This window comes from Peptoniphilus olsenii, assembly GCF_040545475.1.
In the GTDB taxonomy this organism is placed as follows: Bacteria; Bacillota; Clostridia; order Tissierellales; family Peptoniphilaceae; genus Peptoniphilus_A; species Peptoniphilus_A olsenii.
Genome location: NZ_JBEPMA010000002.1, coordinates 98,141 through 118,186, shown reverse-complemented (window position 1 = coordinate 118,186; position 20,046 = coordinate 98,141). Strand labels below are relative to the sequence as shown.

Below are 20,046 nucleotides of genomic sequence, written 5' to 3'. Positions count from 1 at the left end.
ATAGGAGTGAGAGCATGAAAAATTATGAATTAATTGAAGAAAAATATATTGATGAAGTTTCCTCTAAGTGCAGAGTTTATAAACATATAAAAACTGGAGCAAAAGTTTTAACTTTAAAAAATAATGACAACAATAAAGCTTTTGGAATTGGATTTAGAACGCCACCAAAAACTGGAAATGGTGTTTGCCATATAGTAGAGCACTGTGTGCTATCTGGTTCAAGAAAATATAAGACTAAAGAGCCTTTTATGGATTTAATTAAATCAAGTCAGCAAACTTTTTTAAATGCTATGACTTTTCCAGATAAAACTATCTATCCAATCTCAAGTAGAAACAAAAAAGATTTTTATAATTTAATGGACGTTTATTTAGATGCAGTATTTTATCCTGAAATTCACAATGAAATAAAGATTTTTGAACAAGAAGGATGGCATTATGAATTAAAAAACAGAGAAGATGAATTAAAATATAATGGCGTTGTTTATAACGAAATGAAGGGAGTCTATTCATCTGCAGAAAATATTGTAGCTGATGCAATAACATTTAATTTGCATGAAAACTCAAGTTATGGTGTGGACTCTGGCGGAGACCCATCTCTGATACCGACACTTTCCTATGAAGAATTTAAAGATTATCACAAAAAATATTATCATCCAACTAATTCTTACATTTATTTGTATGGAGATTTAGACATGGACGAAGCACTTTCATATATTGATGATTATTATTTGAATGATTTTCAAAAAATTGATATCGACTCAAATATTATTTTGAATGACGAGTATGATACAGATAAAGATGTAGAGATTACTTTTTCTGCTTCCAAAGAAGAAGTAACAGATAATTCTGACTTTTTAGCACACGGCTGGACAATTGGATACCAAACTTCTAAGTTAGATATATTTATGCGTGATTTGTTGACATATATATTGATAGAATCAGAACCAGCTCCGCTTAAACGAGCAATTCTAGATGCAGGGATAGGAGAAGATATATATACAGAAACATCAACATCATTGCCACTAGATTTATCGATTGTAGTAAAAAATACGAAAGCGAATAAAAAAGAAGAATTCTTAAATATTATAGACTCAACTCTAAAAAATCTTGTAAAAGAAGGTATAGATAGAGATTTATTGGAGGCAACCTTAAATAGATTTGAATTTATTTTCAGAGAAGGTGGAGGTAGCCAAAAGGCTATCATTTATTATATTAGAGCACTCAACTCTTGGTTATATGATAAATCGCCACTGGACTCTCTTTATTATATAGATGTATTAAATCTAGTTAAATCTAAATTAGATGATAATTTTGTAGAAAAATATATAGAAAAAAAATTGATTAACAATCATTATTCAGTAACACTAGTTGCAAAACCTGAGGTTGATAAGAATGACAAACAAGATCTAAAAGTAAAGAAAGAACTTCAAAAGATAAAAGAGAGTTTATCAGAAGAAGAAATTGAAAAGCTAATAGAAGAGACTATAGCATTAGAAGAATACCAAATGACAGAAGACTCCCCAGAGGCCAAAAACACAATACCAACATTAGAACTTTCAGATATCGATAAAGAAATTACCGAGTATAAAGTTATTCATGACAAAATAGGAGATATAAAATATCTAAAATCTATAGAAGATACTAATAAAATAATTTATACGAATATATCTCATGATATAGGATTTATAGAAGAAGACGAAATAGAAAAGATGTCATTAATGGTGTCATTACTTCCTCTTTTAGATACCAAAAATTATTCTTACAAAGAACTCAACAACGAAATTTATAAAAACACTGGTGGTATTTATTTTGCACCGGCAATTTATGTTGACTCCAAAGATAACTCAAAATATTATGTAAGACTAAATATAAAGATGAAGTCACTTGCTAATAATATACAAAGGGGACTTGAATTAATAAATGAAATAACAGAAAATACAATTTTAAATTCAAAAGCTAGAATTAAAGAACTTTTATTTATCATGAAATCGAGAATAGAAGCGAGCATGCTTTCTGGAGGACATCAAATGGTAATATCAATAGTAAAATCTTATTTTTCTGAAAGCTCACTTTATCAGTCACACATTGGCGGGATGAAATACTATGAATTTCTAAAGAATTTAGTAGAAAACTTTGACGAAAATTTTGATGATTTGCTAAATAGCTTTGAAAATATTTACCGAAAATTATTTAACAAAAACAATTTAATAATTTCGGTCACAGGTTCAGAAGAAGATTTAGATAATATAAAATATAACTTTGAAGATTATATCGAAAATCTAGCTGATGAAAAATTGCCAAAAGGCAAATTTGAATTTAAAGAAGAAAATAAAAACGAAGGTTATTATATAACATCAAATGTAGTTTATGTATCTAAAGGTTATGACCTCAATAAACTTGGACAAAAATATGTTGGAGATTTGACAGTGCTTGCAAATATTTTAAATTCTACTTTCTTGCACAATGAAATAAGAGCAAAGGGTGGAGCTTACGGCGGCGGAATTACAATACCTAGAACTGCAACACTTGCCACTTATTCTTACAGAGATCCTAATCTTGAAAATACAGTAAAAGTTTATGACAAGATTGGAGAATATGTGCGAAATTTAGATATATCTACAGAAGATTTAAAAAATTTTATAATAGGCTCTATGAATACTTTTGATCCTCTGCTTTCGCCAGAAGATATTGGAGAGTTGAATTTATCTAGATTTATATCAAATTTATCACATGAAGATGTAATAAAATCTAAAGAAGAAGCACTAAATACAAATGTAGAAAAATTAAGAGCTTTTGGAGAAGTAATCGAAAAAGCTATGAATAAAAATTATCTTGCAGTGGTGGGAAGTGCATCAAAAATTAAAGAAAATGAAGAATTATTTAAAGAAATAAAATCAATTAAATAAATTAAAGAAAAGATATTGTTATTTTGAGACACGTTTAGGCGTGTCTTTTTTTATCGTTTTTATTTCCTTGATTTTAAATTAATTTTAAGTGAAAAAACTCAATTAAAATAGAAAGTTTTAGATATTTGCTTTAGTGTATAATTATATCTAGTATGATTATTAATATTAATTTAGAAAACATTTTATAAGAATTAAAAAAGGAGTAAATATGGAAACTAAAAGATATAGGGATATTTTAGATAGCATGGAACGTGAAATGCGACTAGCTTCTGAGATTTTTTTCACAGAAAATGCTCGTGACAATTATAAATTAAAAGGTAAAAATGATTATGTGACAATAGTTGATTTTAAAGTGCAAAGTTATTTGGAAGACAAATTGTTAAAACTTATAAAAAATTCCACGCTCTTGGCAGAAGAGGCCGGTCTTAATGAAACTGAATTAGGAAGATATACTTGGGTGCTAGATCCAGTGGATGGAACTACAAATTTGTTTCATGGTTTTAATCATTCTGTTATCAGCTTGGCTCTTATGGAGAATGGCGAGATAGTTATTGGAGCGATATACAATCCTTTTAGTGATGAGTTTTTCTCTGCAATTAAAGGTTGTGGTTCATATTTAAATGGAGAAAAAATTTCTGTTTCTAATATTGTAGATTTTTCAACTTCAATAATTGGAACTGGAACTGGCGGTTCTAGATTAAATAGAAAAGACGAAACCTTTGAAATGATGAGATATATTTTTGACCATACAAGTGGCATAAGAAGAATTGGATCTGCAGCTCTTGAGATGGCATATGTCGCATGTGGTCGCTACGACGGGTTTATTGAAGATGGTCTCAATTTATGGGACTATGCAGCGGGTACTCTAATTGCAAAAGAAGCGGGGGCAATTGTACTTGATATGCATGGCAAGTCAATTACTTCACAAAAATCTGGTGGCATAATTTGTGGCAATAAAAATATTGTTAATAATCTTAAAAGATTCATATATTAAAAAGTTACACAATATATTCTATAAATTTACAAGGATTTTACATTAAAAAGTTAATATCAATTAAAGGAGTAAAATAAAATTATGAGACATTCAATAGTAGATATTGGTTCGAATACCATTAGACTTATAGTCTTTGACGTTGAAGGCGGTGATATTAGTTCTGCTGTAAAGGTACTAAACAAAAAATATACAGCAGGGCTTATTACTTATGTCTTTGACAATGAGCTCACTAGTAAGGGGATAAAAAAACTTAAAAAGACTCTTGCTAGTATACAGAGTACAGTAAAAGAACTTAGGTCCGATACTTTTTCACCTTTTGCAACAGCTTCACTTAGGGATTTATCTAATACTGAAGAGGTTCTTCAAGAAGTTAAAGAAGAACTCGGAATAGACATTGATGTTTTGTCACAAACTGATGAAGCAAAAATTGGAAACATAGGCATTACTTCAGATATGGATATAGAAAGTGGAATTACTATAGATATTGGTGGTGCCAGTACAGAAATAGTTTCTTTTAAAAACAGAAAACCTAATGAAATTATTAATTTAAAGTTAGGTTCTCTTTTATTATTTAGAGAACATGTCAGTTATGTTATGCCTACTAAAAAAGAAATGCGTGCCATGGAAAAAAATGTCAAGAGAGAGCTTGATATTAAAAATTATGACCTAAAAAATAAAAACCTAATTGGTATTGGCGGTACTATTAGAACTGCTGGAAAAGCAATGTCTGAATTATGGATAGGTGATGAGCATCATTTTACTCTAGAAGATGTTGAGGACTTAATAGAAAGAATAAAAGACAAAGATACAGAAACAGCTAGAATGATTATTAGGGCAAATCCTTCACGGATTCATACTTTAGTACCAGGTATCATTATATTGAAAGTAGTTATGGAAAAGTTAAAAATTAGTTCAATCGATGTTTCGGAAAGAGGTCTTAGAGAAGGGTATTTAATTTATAAAGTGTTAGGAGAAAATTAAATGTCAAAAGATTGTTTTCAAAATAGGGAAGTTTCTTGGTTACAGTTTAATGAGAGAGTATTGTTGGAGGCTACAGAGGATCATGTTCCTCCGCTTGGAAAGCTAAAATTTGTCAGCATATTTGTTTCAAATCTTGATGAATTTTTTATGGTCAGAATTGGATCACTTCATGATTTATCTTTATTAAAAAAAGAAGTAATTGATAATAAGACAGGAATGACTGCTGAGGAGCAGATAGATGCTGTTCTTGAAAGACTGCCACAAATGTATGGAGAAAAAGATGCTATTTACGCTTCTGTTTCAGATGAACTTAGAAAATACAATATAAGACAACTTGAATATGAAGAACTCAGTGAAAAGCAAAAAGAAGAAGTAGAAGATTTTTATATAAAAAAAATAGACCAACTTGTATCACCTCAAATTGTGGATTTAAACCATCCATTTCCATTTTTAGAAAATAACAAATTATATATTTTTGCTCATCTTGAAAAAGATGGAGAGAAAGTTTTTGGGTTATTTCCAGTTAGATTTACTTACCCTACACATATTGTATTGTCAGGTGAAAATGTTGATTATATCTTGATGGAAGATATAATGCTAAATCAAACTGAAAAAATTTTCAAAGATTATAAGGTGTTATCCAAAAATGTCATTAAAGTAACAAGGAATACTGATTTTACTGATGATAGAGACACATGGGAAGAGTTTGATGATTACCAAGATTATATGAAAAGAGTGCTAAAAAAGAGAAAAAGGCTAGATGTTGTTAGACTTGAAACTTTAGGAGAATTATCTAAACCAGCACTTGAATTTTTATTAGAAAATATAAATTTAGAAGAAAAAGCATATTTTCCACTAAAATCACCATTGAATATGGGATATGTTTTTGATTTAATTGATGAAGTTCCCCAAGCTATTAAGAAAACAATCTTATATGATGATTTAGTTCAGTATAATCCAGCAGATAATACGGAAAGCGTGATAAAAAGTGTTAGAGATAAGGATATACTATTGTCATATCCTTACGAGAGCATGGACACATTTTTACAACTTTTGAAAGAGGCGGCAAATGACCCAGAATGTAAGTCAATTAAAATAACAATATATAGACTCGCTAAAAATTCTAAAGTAGTTAAATATCTATCACAAGCAGCACAAAATGGAAAAGAAGTAACAGTATTTGTGGAGTTAAAAGCAAGGTTTGATGAAGAATCTAATATTAATTACGCCAATATGCTCTACGAAGAAGGTTGCAATATAATATATGGATTTTCAATGTATAAAGTTCATTCGAAAATTTGTCTGATAACTTTTAGAAATTCAAAAACTGGCGATTTAAAATATATAACTCAAATTGGTACTGGTAATTATAATGAGAAAACTGCCAAATTATATACGGATTTTTCACTAATTACAGCTAATAAAGAGATAGGTCTCGATGCAACTGATTTCTTTAAAAATATGTCAATTGGAAATTTAAATGGAAAGTATATGCATCTTCTTCAGTCTCCAACTTCACTAAAGACTGGTTTAATGAAACTGATGGACGAAGAGATAGCTAAAGGTGAAGAAGGTTATATTTTCTGCAAATTTAATTCACTTACAGACAAAGATTTTATAGAAAAATTTATAGAAGCTTCGCAAAAAGGTGTGCAAATAGATTTAATCGTCAGAGGAATCTCTTGCTTAGTGCCAAGAGTAAGTGGAGTTTGTGATAAGATAAAAATCAGGTCAATTGTAGGAAGATTTTTGGAACATCCGAGAGTTTATGTATTTGGAAAAAATGATCCGAAAGTTTATATATCTTCAGCAGATTTGATGACGCGAAATACTGAAAATAGAGTTGAGATAGCTGCTCCAATTTTAGATAAAGATTTGAAAAAGAAAGTCTGCGACTACATGAATACACAGTTAAAGGATAATGTAGGCGGAAGAATTATGAATAAAAATGGCCAGTATAGCAAGATAGAAGGAAAAGAAAAATTCGCATCTCAAAATTATTTTATGCAAGAAGCAGAAAATAAAAGAGAAAAAGTTGTAGCAAAAATTATAAAAGAAGAAGTTAAAGAGAAAAAAAGAGAAAATATATTTGAAAAACTATTGCGTATATTTAAAAAGTAATATTCGATTTATTTGATAAATGCGAAACACTTATTTCAAATAAATGTAAATATAATAAATTTCGTCTTTTACTTGATAAAAGTGATTGACAAAATTTTTATAAATTGATAAGATTTGAATTGAAAGAAAGTTGCTCAGATACATGAGCGAAAGTGTGCCTAGGGATCCATGTTTTAACAAAGGACCAAGCGGCGCGGATACTTTTTAAGTATTACACCTAAGGGAGAAAAGCCCAGAGGGGTAGGTTTCGCATACCTGCCTCTCTGGGCTTTATTTTTGGAATAATTTAGGGGGAAAATATGAAAATTATTTACAAAGGAAAAACAAAAGACGTTCTTGAAGAAAATGGAAAATTTTATTTGAAATTTAAAGATGATATGACTGGAACAGATGGAGTTTTCGATACTGGTGGCAATGAAGTCGCTGGAAGTATTGAAGGTGCAGGGCATGAATGCTTAAAAGTATCAAAATATTTATTTGAAAAAATAGAAGATGCAGGAATTAAATCCCATTATATTTCTTCAGATTTAGACAAAAATATCATGGAAGTAGAAAAAGCACTTCCATTTGGCAAAGGACTAGAAGTAATTACAAGATTTAAAGCTGTAGGCTCTTTCTACAGAAGATATGGTTTATATGTTGAAGAAGGCCAAGATTTACCTCTTTATACAGAAATTACTTTAAAAGATGATGCTCACGATGATCCGCTAATCACTAAAGAAGGACTTGTTGCTTTGAATATTTTGACTGTAGAAGAATATGACGAAATCATAAGACTCAATAAAGAAATATCTAAAATTGTAAAAAATGTTTTAGCAGAGCATGGATTAGAACTTTATGATATTAAACTTGAATATGGAAAAATAGAAGGTTCAAACGAAATTGTTTTAATTGACGAAGTAAGTGGTGGCAATATGAGAGCCTATAAAGATGGAAAATATATAGAACCACTTGAAGTTTCAAAATATCTTGGAATTTAATTGGAGGTTAAAATGAGAGTTTCAATAATTATGGGATCTATTTCAGATAGAGAAATTGCAGATAAAGTTGTAGCTAAGTTGATAGAATTTGGTGTTAGTTATGATGCAAAAGTTATTTCAGCTCACAGAGCTCATCAAGAGCTAATGGATTATGTTAAAGAAGCTGAAAAAGAAAGTGCAGTATTTATTTCAATAGCTGGTAAAGCTGCTCATTTAGGAGGAGTAATAGCTGCACTAACAACAAGACCTGTAATAGGAATACCTGTTAAGAGTTCAACTCTTGACGGATTAGATGCACTTTTATCTACAGTTCAAATGCCAAGCGGCGTTCCAGTTGCCACAGTGGCTATTAACGGTGCTGAAAATGCTGCAATTCTTGCAGTTGAAATGATGGCTATCTCTGATGAGGGTTTAAGAGAAAAACTAAATAATTTCAGAACTGAAATGGAAGAAAAAATAAAAAATACTGAATATAAATACGAAGGTTAATCCTCAAAAGGAGATGTAAATGGCAATAAATTATAAAGATGCTGGCGTTGATGTTGACGCTGGACAAAGAGAAGTAGATTTAATTAAAGATATTGTAAAGAAAACTCAATCTAAAAATGTACTTTCTGCTTTGGGTGGATTTTCTGGACTTTTTAATCTTGATTTAGATGGTATAAAAAATCCTGTTTTGGTAAGTGGAACTGATGGTGTAGGGACTAAAGTTATTTTGGCTCACATGCTCGATAAACATGACACTATAGGGATTGATTGTGTAGCAATGTGTGCTAATGATATTTTATGCCAAGGAGCTAAGCCTCTTTTCTTTCTAGACTATATAGCTACAGGCAAATTAGTTCCTGAAAAGATGTCTGAAATTGTAAAAGGCGTTGCAGAAGGGTGCATACAAAGTGGTGCATCTCTAATAGGTGGCGAAACTGCCGAAATGCCAGGCGTATATCAACAAGAGCAATACGATTTGGCAGGTTTTTGTGTGGGTATTGTAGATAAAGACAAGATTGTCGATGGATCTACAATAAAAAATGGCGACGTTATTTTTGGTTTATCATCTAATGGAATTCATTCAAATGGATACTCACTTGTTCGTAAAATTGTATTTGAAGTGGCGAAATTAGATTTAAATGAAAAATGTGAAGGACTGTATACTACTCTAGGTGAGGAATTGCTAAAACCTACTCGCATTTATGTAAAAGAGATACTTGAACTTTTAAACAAGGTTAACATAAAAGGAATGAGCCATATAACTGGTGGAGGTTTTTATGAAAATATTCCTCGTATGATACCAGATGGCCTGTGTGCAGATGTAGATGCCAGTGTTGTAGATACTCCTCAAATTTTCAAATTATTGAAAAAATGGGCGGACCTAGAGGACAAAGATATGTATCAAACTTTCAATATGGGAGTCGGTTTAGTATTTGTTGTCGATAAAAAAGATTCAGAAATTGTGAGAGAATTTTTTGAAAGTACAGATTTAAAACTGTATGAGCTGGGACAAATTAAATCTGGAGAAGAAAAAATTGAACTCAAATTCTAAAAATATTGCCGTTTTAATATCTGGAGGCGGCACTAATCTACAGGCTTTAATTGACAATGAAAAAGATATTAATGGAAAAATTAAAATTGTAATTTCTAATAGAGAAAATGCCTTTGGTTTAGTGCGTGCCAGAAGAGCTAGTATTGAAGGAATTGTCATAAGAGATGACGATATTTTACTAGATACTTTGAAAGATAACAATATAGATTTAATAGTTTTGGCAGGATATTTAAAAATTCTGCCAAAATCTATAATTAGAGAATATGAAAATAGGATTATCAATATTCATCCGTCACTAATACCTGCATTTTGTGGTAGTGGATATTATGGGATGAAGGTGCATTTTGCTGTTATAGATAAAGGTGTTAAATATTCTGGGGCTACAACTCATTTTGTAAATGAATATGCAGATGAAGGGCCAATAATTATGCAAGAATCTCTAGAAGTTTTAGATAGTACGGCGGAAGAGCTGCAAAAAAGAGTGCTAGAGATTGAACATAAGATTTTAGTTAAAACAGTAAAATATTTTTGTGATGATAAATTAAAAATTATTAATAATAAAGTTGTGATTGGAGAATGAAATGAGAGCTTTAATTTCAGTTTTTGACAAAACAGGGATTGTAGAATTTTCAAAAAAACTAAAAAATATGGGTTGGGAGATAATCTCAACTGGTGGAACTTTTAAACTCTTAGTAGAAAATGGAGTTGAAGTTATTTCTGTAGATGAAGTTACTAATTTTCCTGAAATATTGGATGGAAGAGTTAAAACTCTAAATCCAAATATACATGGTGCTATTTTGGCTAGAAGAGATGAAAATGAACATATGTCTACATTAAAAAAACATCAAATAAATCCTATAGATATGGTAGTCAATAATCTCTACCCTTTTGAAGAACAGCTAAAGCAAAATGCAGATCATAATACCATGATAGAAAACATCGATATAGGAGGCCCATCTATGATAAGAGCGGCGGCCAAAAATTATAAAGATGTATATATAGTCACTGATCCTTGTGATTATGAAAAAGTATTAGATAATATATCTGATAATTCATTAGAATTTAGAGAATATTTAGCACGCAAGGCTTTTTCGTACACAGCTCACTATGACTGTTTAATATCTAATTATTTTAATGATATAGCAAATGTAGATTTTCCTATGTACTTAAACAAAAGTTATAAATTAGTAGAGGAATTAAGATATGGCGAAAATCCACATCAAAAAGCAGCATTCTATGAAAATAGTGATGTTAAAAATTATGTAAAATATGAACAATTACATGGCAAACAAATATCATTTAATAATTTAAACGATATGTATGGTGCTATTAATGCAGTTATAAATTTCGATAAACCAGCAGCTGTAGCTATAAAACACACAAATCCTTGTGGAATTGGAACTGGAGATAGGCTTGCAGAAGCATTCAAAAAAGCCTACGAATGTGATAGTGAATCTATATTTGGTGGAATAATTGCCCTAAATAGAGAGGTGGATGTTGAAACTGCCAATATGCTTCACAAAATATTTTTAGAAATAGTAATAGCACCAGGTTTTTCGAAAGATGCTTTAGATGTTTTAACTAAAAAGAAAAACATAAGACTTATAGAAATTAGAGATTTTGACAATCTTTATAATTCAAATAATAAATTTAAGCAAATTCTAAATGGAATAATAGTTCAAGAAGATGACAAAATAATATGGAATGATAATGAGCTCGAATTTGTTACAAATAGAAAACCAACAGAAGAAGAACTTAAAGAATTGAAATTTGCATTTACTTGTGCCAAAACTTCTGCTTCTAATTCTGTCGTGATAGTAAAAGATGGAGCAACGCTTGCGATTGGTCAAGGTGAAACAAAAAGGGCTTGGGCAGTGGAGGAAGCAATAAAAAGAGCTGGAGAAAAAGCAAAAGGTGCTGTTTTTGCATCAGATGGATTCTTCTTTAAAGACACTATAGAACTTCTTGATAAAGCTGGGATAGAGGTTATAGTAGAACCAGGAGGCTCAGTTAAAGATTCTGAGGTTATCGAATATGCAAATGAAAACAATATATGTGTAGTATTTACACATGTTAGACATTTTAGACACTAGGAGGGAACTTTGAAAGTACTTGTTATTGGAAATGGTGGGCGTGAATATGCTCTTTGTTGGAAATTAAACGAAAGTCCAAAGGTTGATAAAATATTTGTTGCAAAAGGAAATGGTGGCACTCTTTCTTTTTGTGAAAATATAGATATTGATGTCAAAGACATAGATAAATTATGCGAATTTGCTGAGAGTGAACATATTGATTTAACTGTAGTAGGACCAGAAGATCCACTTTGCGATGGAATAGTTGACAAATTTAGAGAAAATGGTTTAAAAATATTTGGTCCTGATAGAGAATGTGCACAGTTTGAAAAATCAAAAGAATTTACAAAGAAGTTTTTAGAAAAATATAATATACCAACTGCTAAATATATGAGTTTTACAGATTATGAAAATGCCATTAATAGTTTGGAGAAGTTCAGTTATCCTTTAGTAGTTAAGGCTGATGGACTTTGCCTTGGAAAAGGTGTCATTATATGTCAAAATTCTGAAGAAGCAAAAAATGCTTTATATAAAATTTTTAAAGATAGAGTTTTTGGATCTGAAGGAGATAAAGTTGTAATAGAAGAATTTTTGACAGGTGAAGAAGCATCATTATTATGCCTTGTGTCGAACAATAAATTGTATCCTCTTGAAAGAGCAAAAGATCACAAACAAATTTATGATGGTGATAAAGGACCAAACACTGGTGGAGTGGGCACATATTCTCCTGTAAAAGCATCAAAAGAACTTGAGAATAATTTAAAAGAGGTATGTAATAAGATTGAAGAAGGACTTAACAAGGAAAAGTTAAATTATTCAGGAATTTTATTCATAGGATTTATGATTGAAAATGATAAACCTAGAGTGCTTGAGTTCAATGTTAGATTTGGAGATCCAGAGACAGAAGTCTTGATGCCCCGACTTGATTGCGACTTATTTGAAATTTTAAATAAAACAATTGATGGTTCATTAGAAGCAAAAGATATAAGATGGAAAGATGACTATTGTTTGACAGTGATTATGTGTTCTGGAGGATATCCATCTTCATATGAAAAAGGAAAACTAATAAAAGGAATTGAAAATGTAGAAGATGATATTCTAGTTTTCCACAATGGGACTAAAGTAGATAAAAATTTATTGACTAATGGCGGTAGAGTTCTGTCAATTACAGCTCTAGGAAAAACATTAAAAGAAGCTAGAGAAAAAGCATATAAAGATGTAGAAAAAATCAGTTTTGAAGATGCATATTATAGAAAGGATATTGGGGTTAAATAGTTAAGAAAAATTATTAATTGAATTGGGAATATAGAACTGCGGGAATCTTCGTGGATTGAGTGCTTGAATACTTTTTTATTAAAACTTTACAGATTTTCTCCATCAGATGCAGATCCTTCGACTACAGAAATCTTAGCAGATTTCTTTCGCTCAGGATGACAATTGAAAATACTTAAAAAGCCTCGTCTACTGTCATTCCGAGCGAGCGGAAAACCCAAAGGGTTTAGAGTCGAGGAATCTGCCTGTATAGGAGTCGTTTTGTATAGATAAATAAAAAATCTTTTTTAAAATATTTTCTATACTAACATCTACTATTCTATTTCGAAGGAAGGAAAGTGGGCATTCCGCTTTCGCTGCGAGGCCCCCTTTCCTTTCCTTCGAGCAACCAACCAAACCCCCACGCCTTTTTTAGATAAAGTTTTAGCCTCTTTAGTTTTTCTTTTTACTCGCAAAAAGTCGGATTTTTAAAACTCGCTGACGCTCAAACAGTTAAAAATCATTTTCGACTTTTTGCTATACTTGTTCGTGGTTTGGATGTTTGAATACTTTTTTATTAAAACTTTACAGATTCTCTCCACCACATGCAAGACTTTTTATGCGTTCGCACGCTTTTTAGTCGAGATGACAATTGAAGACACTCAAAAAGCCCCTCCAACTGTCATTCTGAAAAATAATTTTTTTATTACATTCACATCAAAAATCCTATATTATCTTTCTATAAATTGAAATAAAATTCCATAAGTATTATTATAGATTTGGTGATATTTTTGAGACTAGATAATTACGAAAATTTACATGAAACTTTTCCTGTGGTTGTTTTTTTGACCCTTGCAGGTGGGTTTCAAGATGCATATTCTTATATAATGAGAGGCAAAGTTTTTGCAAATGCTCAAACTGGGAATATAGTTTTATTATTTAAAAATATTGTTGATTTAAATTTATCAGAGATAATTAAATACATAATTCCGCTTTTGGCTTTTATGTTAGGGGTTCATATAGCTGTAAGATACGAAAACTTCCACAGTTACAGCAATATGAAATGGAGACAGATGATATTATTATTTGAGATTATCTTTATGATTTCTGTGGCTTTTATTCCATCTAAACTTGATAATATGGCAAATGCTATACTTTCTTTTGTATGTGCAATGCAGGTCTATTCTTTTAAAAAGATATATGGGCTTACTTTTGCCACCACAATGTGCATAGGAAATCTTAGAAGTGCAACTGAAAATTTGTCTAGATATCAAATTACAAAAGATACTAAATATTTAGATGCATCAAAAAAATATTATGTTGTAATTCTTATTTTTGGAATAGGTGCGGGCCTTGGGTATTTATTTTCGAAAATTTTTAAATTAAAATCTATATTGATAGCGGCAATATTTTTGTTAATTTCTTTAATTATTATGTTTTTTGATAATGAAAATTAGATAATTATTTATATATAAAAGCCTAAAACTTTACTTATAAAAAAAGTTTTAGGTTTTATTTTTTAGAATTTGAATAGATTATAAGAGTTTATATTTAGTTCTTCAATAAAAGTTATTGCATTTAATAAGTCTTTTTTGTCATGAAATGAAATATTCCAATTACATGTGCAAGAGACCTTTTCTCTTATTTCAAAGAAATAGTCGTAGTCTATTCTAGAAAGTGAATGTCCATAAATATATATTTCTTTTATTTCATAGAGTGAATTGAAGAACTTTTTGTTATTATTGATGATATTTATGCTATCTTTATATGTTTTTTCATAATAGGAATTTATTATGGTCTGAGCTTTTTGAATTTTTTTACATTGGTATTGATTATAAATGGCTAACTGATTGTGTTTTTCTTTAACCATGGGCAGATTGTTATTTTTTATTTTGTTCTTTTCATTGTGTCCAAGTATTAAATCATCTCCACGCTTGGCTTTGCCGTGAATATATAAAATCTGTTTACATGATATGCCATATGCTCTTTCTAGAGTATCTGTATAATTAAAATTCAAATAGATAGAGTTTTTGTCTATTTTTTCTTGTGGCAATACTGCCTCTACATTGGTGTTTATTTCTCGGATCCATTCTCTCAAATAAATTGGCATATCTTCGGCAAATGAGAGGGATTTTTGCAACTCTAAATTTAGACTATTTTTTATTGTTTCTCTGTCTGAATTTTTATTTTTTGATATTTCTATTTCGCTTTTTTTATAAAATTTTTCATCATTAAATTTGCTAAGTGCTGTTTCTAGGGAGTGAAATAGTTCTTTTTTTGGTATAAAATTACAAATTTTATCATAAAAATCTCTATATTTTGGTACTATTAGTTTTTCAAAGAAATCAGAGTATTTTGTATCAAGTCCATGCGCTAGGTCAAATCCATTTCCTACAACTACTAATTTATTCAAGATAATTCTCCTTATAAAGCTCTATGTATTTTTATAAATACTATATTCCATGAATTAGATTATCATGAGTTTATTTATATATTATTTTTGCTATGTAAAAATTGTATAAACTTAATATTCGTTGTAAATAAAAAAGAATAGATAAAAATTATTAGTTAAAATATTTGACATAAATAAAATAATACTATAAAATTATTACATAAAAAATTAAACATAATTGAAATTTGGAGGAATAAAAATGAATTTAGAACAATTAAAAGATATAATTTGTGAGAATTTTGGTGTTGATAGAGAAGATATAAAGCCTGAAGCTAATATGCAAGATGATTTAGGGCTCGATTCTTTAGATGCAGTGGAGCTGTCCATGGCTATCGAAGAAAAGTACGATATTACTATTGAAGATGATGATTTTCAAAATTTTGTCACTATTGGCGATTTATTGAATTATTTAAATAAATGATGGAAAAATATCTAGATTTAACTAATGAACTTTTAAAATCTTTTGATGAGTATAAACTTCAAGAGCTCGATTTTAAAACTTCTGAATATTCAATTAAATTTGTCAAAGATACTTGTTTAAAGTCAAAAGACAATTTGGAAATTGAAAAATTCAATGAAATAAATAAAGTAAATGGTGTAATTGAAGATAATAATAAAAAGCACAAGGCTGAAATATTTAAGGCTCCTATTGTGGGAGTATTTTATAGCAGCAAAGATCCTAATTCGCCGCCATTTGTGAAAGTTGGCGATAAAGTTAAAAAAAATCAGACTATTTGTATTTTAGAAGCCATGAAAATGATGCACGAAATTAAAGCTCCTTTTGATGCAAGGGTGATTAATTGCCTGGTAGAAAACGAGGAGTTTGTAGAATTTGGTAGAGATTTATTTTTGTTGGAGAGATTATGATAAAAAAAGTTTTAATTGCTAATAGAGGAGAATGTGCCTTAGCAATACTTAGATCTGCTAAAGAATTAGGAATAAAAACAGTGGCAGTTTATACTGAAGTTGATTTTAAAGAGCCTATTGTATATTTAGCAGATGAGGCGATATGCGTTGGCAAAAATTTTAGCAAGGATAGCTATTTAAATACTGAAGCATTAATTACTACGGCTATACAAATGGGATGTGATGCAATTCATCCTGGATATGGTTTTTTGTCGGAAAATTTTAATTTTGCGAAATCAGTAGAGGAAAATGGTCTTATATTTATAGGTCCTCCTTCTGATGTAATAAAAGCTATGAGCGATAAATTAATTGCCAAGAATTTAATGAAGGAGCTTTCTATTCCGACTGTTGCTGGGAGCAATATAAAGGGGCTTTGCGATGAAGAAATTAAATTAATTTGTAGAAAAATTGGCTATCCTATTCTCATAAAATCACGATTTGGTGGTGGTGGAAAAGGAATGCGTCGTGTTGATGATGAAAATAAACTCTTAGAATTAATTGAATTAACACGCAAAGAGGCACAAAATTCTTTTGGAAATAATGAAGTTTTTGTAGAAAAGTTTATAGAAAATCCAAGACATATTGAAGTACAAATTTTATCAGATGGTAAAAAAGTAATCCATTTATTTGAAAGAGAATGTAGTCTTCAAAAAAATAGTCAAAAAATAATTGAAGAAGCTCCTTGTTATTTTATATCGAAAACATTAAAAGAAAAATTATATGATGCGAGCATCAAAATAGCTAAGGATTCTAATTATGTTGGTGCTGGAACTTGCGAGTTTTTAGTTGATAAAGATGAAAATTTTTATTTTATGGAGATGAACACAAGGCTTCAAGTTGAGCATGCTGTTACTGAGGCTATAACAGGCATTGATATTATAAAAGAACAGTTTAGAGTGGCATCAAATCTTGGAATTAGTTTTAAACAAGAAGATGTGAAAATTGATGGACATTCAATTGAAGTAAGAGTTAATGCGACTAATCCACTTAAAGATTTTATACCAAGCTCAGGAGAGATAACTTTTCTTTTAACTCCGAGCGGAATGGACACAAGGTTTGAATCTTCAATTTATAAGGGAAGCGAAATTTCGGTTTTTTATGATTCTATGATAGCAAAAATTATTGTAAAAGATAGCACTAGATTAAATGCAATTAAAAAAATGAGGCGTGCAATTGAAGAGACAATAATTGAAGGAATAGATACTAATCTTGGATTTTTGTATGCAATTTTATTTAATAAAGATTTTTTAAGAGGAAATATAGATACAAGTTTTATTGAGAAAAATCAAAATTTAATAATAAAAGAGATTGAGGAGGTATCAAATAATTTTGGTACTTGGTCTAAATAGAAGAAGAAATCTTTTAGAGACAATAAAAAGATTTGGGAAATTCGACAAAACTAAAAAGTTAAAGGATAAAAAGGATTTTGTTTATTGCAAAAAGTGTGACAAGTATTTGCGAAAGAATAAATTGTCTGATACTTATTATATTTGTCCAAGTTGCGATAATCATTTACCTATCAGCGGTAAGGAAAGAATTGATTTATTGTTAGATAAGGGTTATGAATTAATTAATTTTAAATCTAAGTTAAATAATCCGATTAAATTTCCTGATTATGAAAATATTAGATTAATTAATAGCAAAAATGGTCTCAAAGAAGCGGTGACAATCGCTAAAGGTACAGTTTTTGGTGAAAATTTATTGGTGGCGGCACTTGAGCGTGATTATTTAATGGGAACTTTAGGGACATATGTAGGTGAAGAACTGTCTTCTTTATTTGAATATGCTACAGTAGAAAAGCTTCCTGTTCTTGTCTTTTCAGTAAGTGGGGGTGCTAGGATGCAAGAAGGAATGTTTTCTTTGATGCAAATGGCAAAAGTTACAGCTGCAATTTCTAAATTTAAAAGCCAAGAAAATCTTTATATTAGTGTAATGACTAACCCCACAATGGGTGGAGTGAGTGCAAGTTTTGCTGCTTTGGGAGATTTTAATATTGCAGAACCTGGTGCTTTAATTGGTTTTGCTGGCCCGCGAGTGATAACAGAAACCCTTCACGAAGATTTGCCTAAAGATTTTCAAAAAGCTGAAAAGCTGTTAGAACTTGGCTTTATAGATGTAATAGTTAGAAGAGATGAACAAAAAGAATTTATAGCAAAAGTTATAAAACTTAGTAGAGGTAATTATGGATGCTTATAGTCAAGTTATAAATGCACGTTCAATTAATAGAAAAAGGTCAAAAGAAATTATAGAAAGTTTATTTGATGACATTATATATTTGAAAGGTGATAGGACTTTTGGTGATTCAAAGTCAATAATTGGAGGTATAGCAAGTTTTAAAAATATCCCTATAACTTTTATCGGTATTCAAAAAGGAAAAGATATAGATGAAGCAGTTGAGACAAATTTTGGAATGCCAAAACCTCAAGCATATCGCAAAGCAATACGTTTGATGAAACAAGCAGAGAAATTTCACCGTCCTGTAATTACTTTTGTTGATACTCCAGGGGCATATCCTGGGGTTGAAGCAGAAGAGAGAGGTCAACATCAGGCCATAGCTAATTCTCTTTATACTCTCGCGGGGCTAGAAGTTCCAGTATTATCTTTTGTGATAGGTGAGGGTGGTTCTGGTGGAGCTTTAGCTCTTTCTTTTGCAAATAGATGTTATATGAGTAGTGGTGCAGTGTATTCTGTGCTTTCGCCAGAAGGGTTTGCAGCAATTTTATATAGAGATGGGAAAAAAGCACCTCAAGCTGCTGAGTTGATGAGATTAAAAGCCAGTGATTTGCTAGAAGATGGACTAATAGACGGTATTATTGAGGATGAAGATAATAATATAAATATAAAAGAAATTAAAAAAATTATAGATAGAGATTTAAAGGTTTATAAAAATTTTAAAAAGTTTGAAATTGTTGAAAATAGATATGATAAATACAGGAAGATTGGAAAATAATGGGACTAAAAATAATAGAGGCAAGACACATAAATATTGACAATAAAATAGAGAATGAATATTTTGAAAATATTGTAGACACAAGTAGTGTTTGGATAGAGTCAAGGACTGGAATTAAATCTAGATTTTTTACAGATAAAAGAGGCTATGATATGGCAATTGAAACTGTAAAATTATTTAAAAACAGTCTCAGAAATTTGGATTTAATAATTGTAGCAAGTTTTACAACTAGAATGAGAGCACCATCGGTTGCTGCAAGTATTAATGAATTTATCGGTGGAGATAAAAATATACTCTGTTTTGATTTAAATATGGCATGTAGTGGATTTATGGGTGCTGTGATACTTGCGGAAAAATATCTTGAAATTGGAGGCAAGGCTCTAATTATTGCTACGGAAAAAATATCAGATTTTTTAAATTTTAAAGATCGTTCTTCATGCGTATTATTTGGAGATGGTGCAGCTGGGGTGCTCGTAGAGAAGAACAATAAATTATGGGAACACATTGTGGGAACTTTTCCTGGAATAGAAGCATTAAATGTCAATGAAAATTCTTTAATAGAGATGGACGGCAAAAAAGTTTATCGTTTTGCTTCTGTAAATGTAACTATTGCGATTGAAGATTTATTAAAAAAATGCAGAATAATGCCACAAGAGATAGATTATTATTTGCTTCATCAGGCAAATATTAGGATAATCAACCAAGTTTTAGAGAAATTAAAAATAAAATCTAATAAAACTATGACAAATATTGATAGATATGGTAATACTTCGGCCGCATCTATCCCAATACTTATTTCAGAAAATTTTCATAAATTTAATGAAAAAGACAAAATTGTTATTGCTGGATTTGGTGCAGGGTTAAGCATAGCTGCTGTCCTCATGGAGTGGTAA

Annotated in this window: 18 protein-coding genes; 17 read left to right on the top strand and 1 reads right to left on the bottom strand. The window is 30.2% G+C overall.

The window, feature by feature from the left end; translation table 11 throughout:
• Window positions 1-14: 14 nt before the first annotated feature.
• The 11 genes from ABID14_RS02695 (at window position 15) to ABID14_RS02645 (ending at window position 14,302) form a co-directional block, all read left to right on the top strand.
• On the top strand, window positions 15-2,906 hold the full coding sequence (locus ABID14_RS02695; protein ID WP_354366945.1) for an insulinase family protein: 2,892 nt from the start codon (window positions 15-17) through the stop codon (window positions 2,904-2,906).
• 208 nt (window positions 2,907-3,114) lie between these two features.
• Window positions 3,115-3,900: an inositol monophosphatase family protein gene (locus ABID14_RS02690; RefSeq protein ID WP_354366943.1), complete on the top strand. Its 786-nt coding sequence runs from the start codon at window positions 3,115-3,117 to the stop codon at window positions 3,898-3,900.
• Between the two features lie 81 nt (window positions 3,901-3,981).
• Complete coding sequence (locus tag ABID14_RS02685) at window positions 3,982-4,881, top strand: Ppx/GppA phosphatase family protein (RefSeq protein WP_354366941.1); 900 nt, start codon at window positions 3,982-3,984, stop codon at window positions 4,879-4,881.
• Window positions 4,882-7,002, top strand: a complete 2,121-nt coding sequence (gene ppk1 / locus ABID14_RS02680; RefSeq protein ID WP_354366939.1) for a polyphosphate kinase 1 — start codon at window positions 4,882-4,884, stop codon at window positions 7,000-7,002.
• Window positions 7,003-7,301: 299 nt separating this feature from the next.
• Window positions 7,302-7,982: a phosphoribosylaminoimidazolesuccinocarboxamide synthase gene (locus ABID14_RS02675; RefSeq protein WP_354366937.1), complete on the top strand. Its 681-nt coding sequence runs from the start codon at window positions 7,302-7,304 to the stop codon at window positions 7,980-7,982.
• A 12-nt stretch (window positions 7,983-7,994) separates the two neighbouring features.
• The gene (gene purE, locus ABID14_RS02670) at window positions 7,995-8,471 is read left to right on the top strand and encodes a 5-(carboxyamino)imidazole ribonucleotide mutase (protein ID WP_354366935.1); all 477 of its coding nucleotides are present in this window, start codon (window positions 7,995-7,997) and stop codon (window positions 8,469-8,471) included.
• 19 nt (window positions 8,472-8,490) lie between these two features.
• On the top strand, window positions 8,491-9,522 hold the full coding sequence (gene purM, locus ABID14_RS02665) for a phosphoribosylformylglycinamidine cyclo-ligase (RefSeq protein WP_354366933.1): 1,032 nt from the start codon (window positions 8,491-8,493) through the stop codon (window positions 9,520-9,522).
• The gene (gene purN / locus ABID14_RS02660) at window positions 9,470-10,102 is read left to right on the top strand and encodes a phosphoribosylglycinamide formyltransferase (RefSeq protein ID WP_435529940.1); all 633 of its coding nucleotides are present in this window, start codon (window positions 9,470-9,472) and stop codon (window positions 10,100-10,102) included. Before purM ends, purN begins: the two co-directional genes overlap by 53 nt.
• A gap of 1 nt (window position 10,103) precedes the next feature.
• Window positions 10,104-11,615 (top strand): bifunctional phosphoribosylaminoimidazolecarboxamide formyltransferase/IMP cyclohydrolase, encoded by a 1,512-nt coding sequence (gene purH, locus ABID14_RS02655; RefSeq protein ID WP_354366929.1) that lies wholly within the window; start codon window positions 10,104-10,106, stop codon window positions 11,613-11,615.
• Window positions 11,616-11,624: 9 nt separating this feature from the next.
• A complete protein-coding gene (purD, locus tag ABID14_RS02650) occupies window positions 11,625-12,869 on the top strand; it encodes a phosphoribosylamine--glycine ligase (RefSeq protein ID WP_354366927.1) in 1,245 nt (414 codons plus the stop codon).
• A gap of 758 nt (window positions 12,870-13,627) precedes the next feature.
• Window positions 13,628-14,302: a YoaK family protein gene (locus ABID14_RS02645; RefSeq protein ID WP_435529942.1), complete on the top strand. Its 675-nt coding sequence runs from the start codon at window positions 13,628-13,630 to the stop codon at window positions 14,300-14,302.
• 62 nt (window positions 14,303-14,364) lie between these two features.
• Here the strand turns inward: ABID14_RS02645 and ABID14_RS02640 are convergent, their stop codons facing one another.
• On the bottom strand, window positions 14,365-15,258 hold the full coding sequence (locus ABID14_RS02640) for a bacteriophage abortive infection AbiH family protein (RefSeq protein ID WP_354366923.1): 894 nt from the start codon (window positions 15,256-15,258) through the stop codon (window positions 14,365-14,367).
• A gap of 238 nt (window positions 15,259-15,496) precedes the next feature.
• Between ABID14_RS02640 and acpP the strand changes: the two genes are divergently transcribed.
• Genes acpP through ABID14_RS02610 form a run of 6 tightly spaced genes read left to right on the top strand, consistent with a single transcriptional unit; the run spans window position 15,497 to window position 20,046 of the window.
• The gene (gene acpP, locus ABID14_RS02635; RefSeq protein ID WP_354366921.1) at window positions 15,497-15,718 is read left to right on the top strand and encodes an acyl carrier protein; all 222 of its coding nucleotides are present in this window, start codon (window positions 15,497-15,499) and stop codon (window positions 15,716-15,718) included.
• Window positions 15,718-16,164: an acetyl-CoA carboxylase biotin carboxyl carrier protein gene (locus tag ABID14_RS02630; protein WP_354366919.1), complete on the top strand. Its 447-nt coding sequence runs from the start codon at window positions 15,718-15,720 to the stop codon at window positions 16,162-16,164. Before acpP ends, ABID14_RS02630 begins: the two co-directional genes overlap by 1 nt.
• Entirely contained in the window at window positions 16,161-17,552 is a 1,392-nt protein-coding gene (locus ABID14_RS02625; protein WP_354366917.1) for an acetyl-CoA carboxylase biotin carboxylase subunit, read from the top strand. Before ABID14_RS02630 ends, ABID14_RS02625 begins: the two co-directional genes overlap by 4 nt.
• Window positions 17,533-18,399, top strand: a complete 867-nt coding sequence (locus ABID14_RS02620; protein ID WP_354366915.1) for an acetyl-CoA carboxylase carboxyltransferase subunit beta — start codon at window positions 17,533-17,535, stop codon at window positions 18,397-18,399. The genes ABID14_RS02625 and ABID14_RS02620 overlap by 20 nt, the downstream gene beginning before the upstream one ends.
• Window positions 18,386-19,153 (top strand): carboxyltransferase subunit alpha, encoded by a 768-nt coding sequence (gene accA, locus ABID14_RS02615; RefSeq protein WP_354366913.1) that lies wholly within the window; start codon window positions 18,386-18,388, stop codon window positions 19,151-19,153. Before ABID14_RS02620 ends, accA begins: the two co-directional genes overlap by 14 nt.
• Window positions 19,153-20,046, top strand: a complete 894-nt coding sequence (locus tag ABID14_RS02610) for a 3-oxoacyl-ACP synthase III family protein (RefSeq protein WP_354366911.1) — start codon at window positions 19,153-19,155, stop codon at window positions 20,044-20,046. The genes accA and ABID14_RS02610 overlap by 1 nt, the downstream gene beginning before the upstream one ends.

Excerpts from the sequence above, each read along its gene's own strand:
- accA (WP_354366913.1), top strand. The coding sequence starts at position 18,386 with ATGGATGCTTATAGTCAAGTTATAAATGCACGTTCAATTAATAGAAAA.
- purM (WP_354366933.1), top strand. The coding sequence starts at position 8,491 with ATGGCAATAAATTATAAAGATGCTGGCGTTGATGTTGACGCTGGACAA.
- purH (WP_354366929.1), top strand. The coding sequence starts at position 10,104 with ATGAGAGCTTTAATTTCAGTTTTTGACAAAACAGGGATTGTAGAATTT.
- ABID14_RS02690 (WP_354366943.1), top strand. The coding sequence starts at position 3,115 with ATGGAAACTAAAAGATATAGGGATATTTTAGATAGCATGGAACGTGAA.
- ppk1 (WP_354366939.1), top strand. The coding sequence starts at position 4,882 with ATGTCAAAAGATTGTTTTCAAAATAGGGAAGTTTCTTGGTTACAGTTT.
- ABID14_RS02630 (WP_354366919.1), top strand. The coding sequence starts at position 15,718 with ATGGAAAAATATCTAGATTTAACTAATGAACTTTTAAAATCTTTTGAT.
- ABID14_RS02625 (WP_354366917.1), top strand. The coding sequence starts at position 16,161 with ATGATAAAAAAAGTTTTAATTGCTAATAGAGGAGAATGTGCCTTAGCA.
- ABID14_RS02685 (WP_354366941.1), top strand. The coding sequence starts at position 3,982 with ATGAGACATTCAATAGTAGATATTGGTTCGAATACCATTAGACTTATA.
- ABID14_RS02610 (WP_354366911.1), top strand. The coding sequence starts at position 19,153 with ATGGGACTAAAAATAATAGAGGCAAGACACATAAATATTGACAATAAA.
- purE (WP_354366935.1), top strand. The coding sequence starts at position 7,995 with ATGAGAGTTTCAATAATTATGGGATCTATTTCAGATAGAGAAATTGCA.
- ABID14_RS02675 (WP_354366937.1), top strand. The coding sequence starts at position 7,302 with ATGAAAATTATTTACAAAGGAAAAACAAAAGACGTTCTTGAAGAAAAT.
- purN (WP_435529940.1), top strand. The coding sequence starts at position 9,470 with ATGAGCTGGGACAAATTAAATCTGGAGAAGAAAAAATTGAACTCAAAT.
- ABID14_RS02695 (WP_354366945.1), top strand. The coding sequence starts at position 15 with ATGAAAAATTATGAATTAATTGAAGAAAAATATATTGATGAAGTTTCC.
- acpP (WP_354366921.1), top strand. The coding sequence starts at position 15,497 with ATGAATTTAGAACAATTAAAAGATATAATTTGTGAGAATTTTGGTGTT.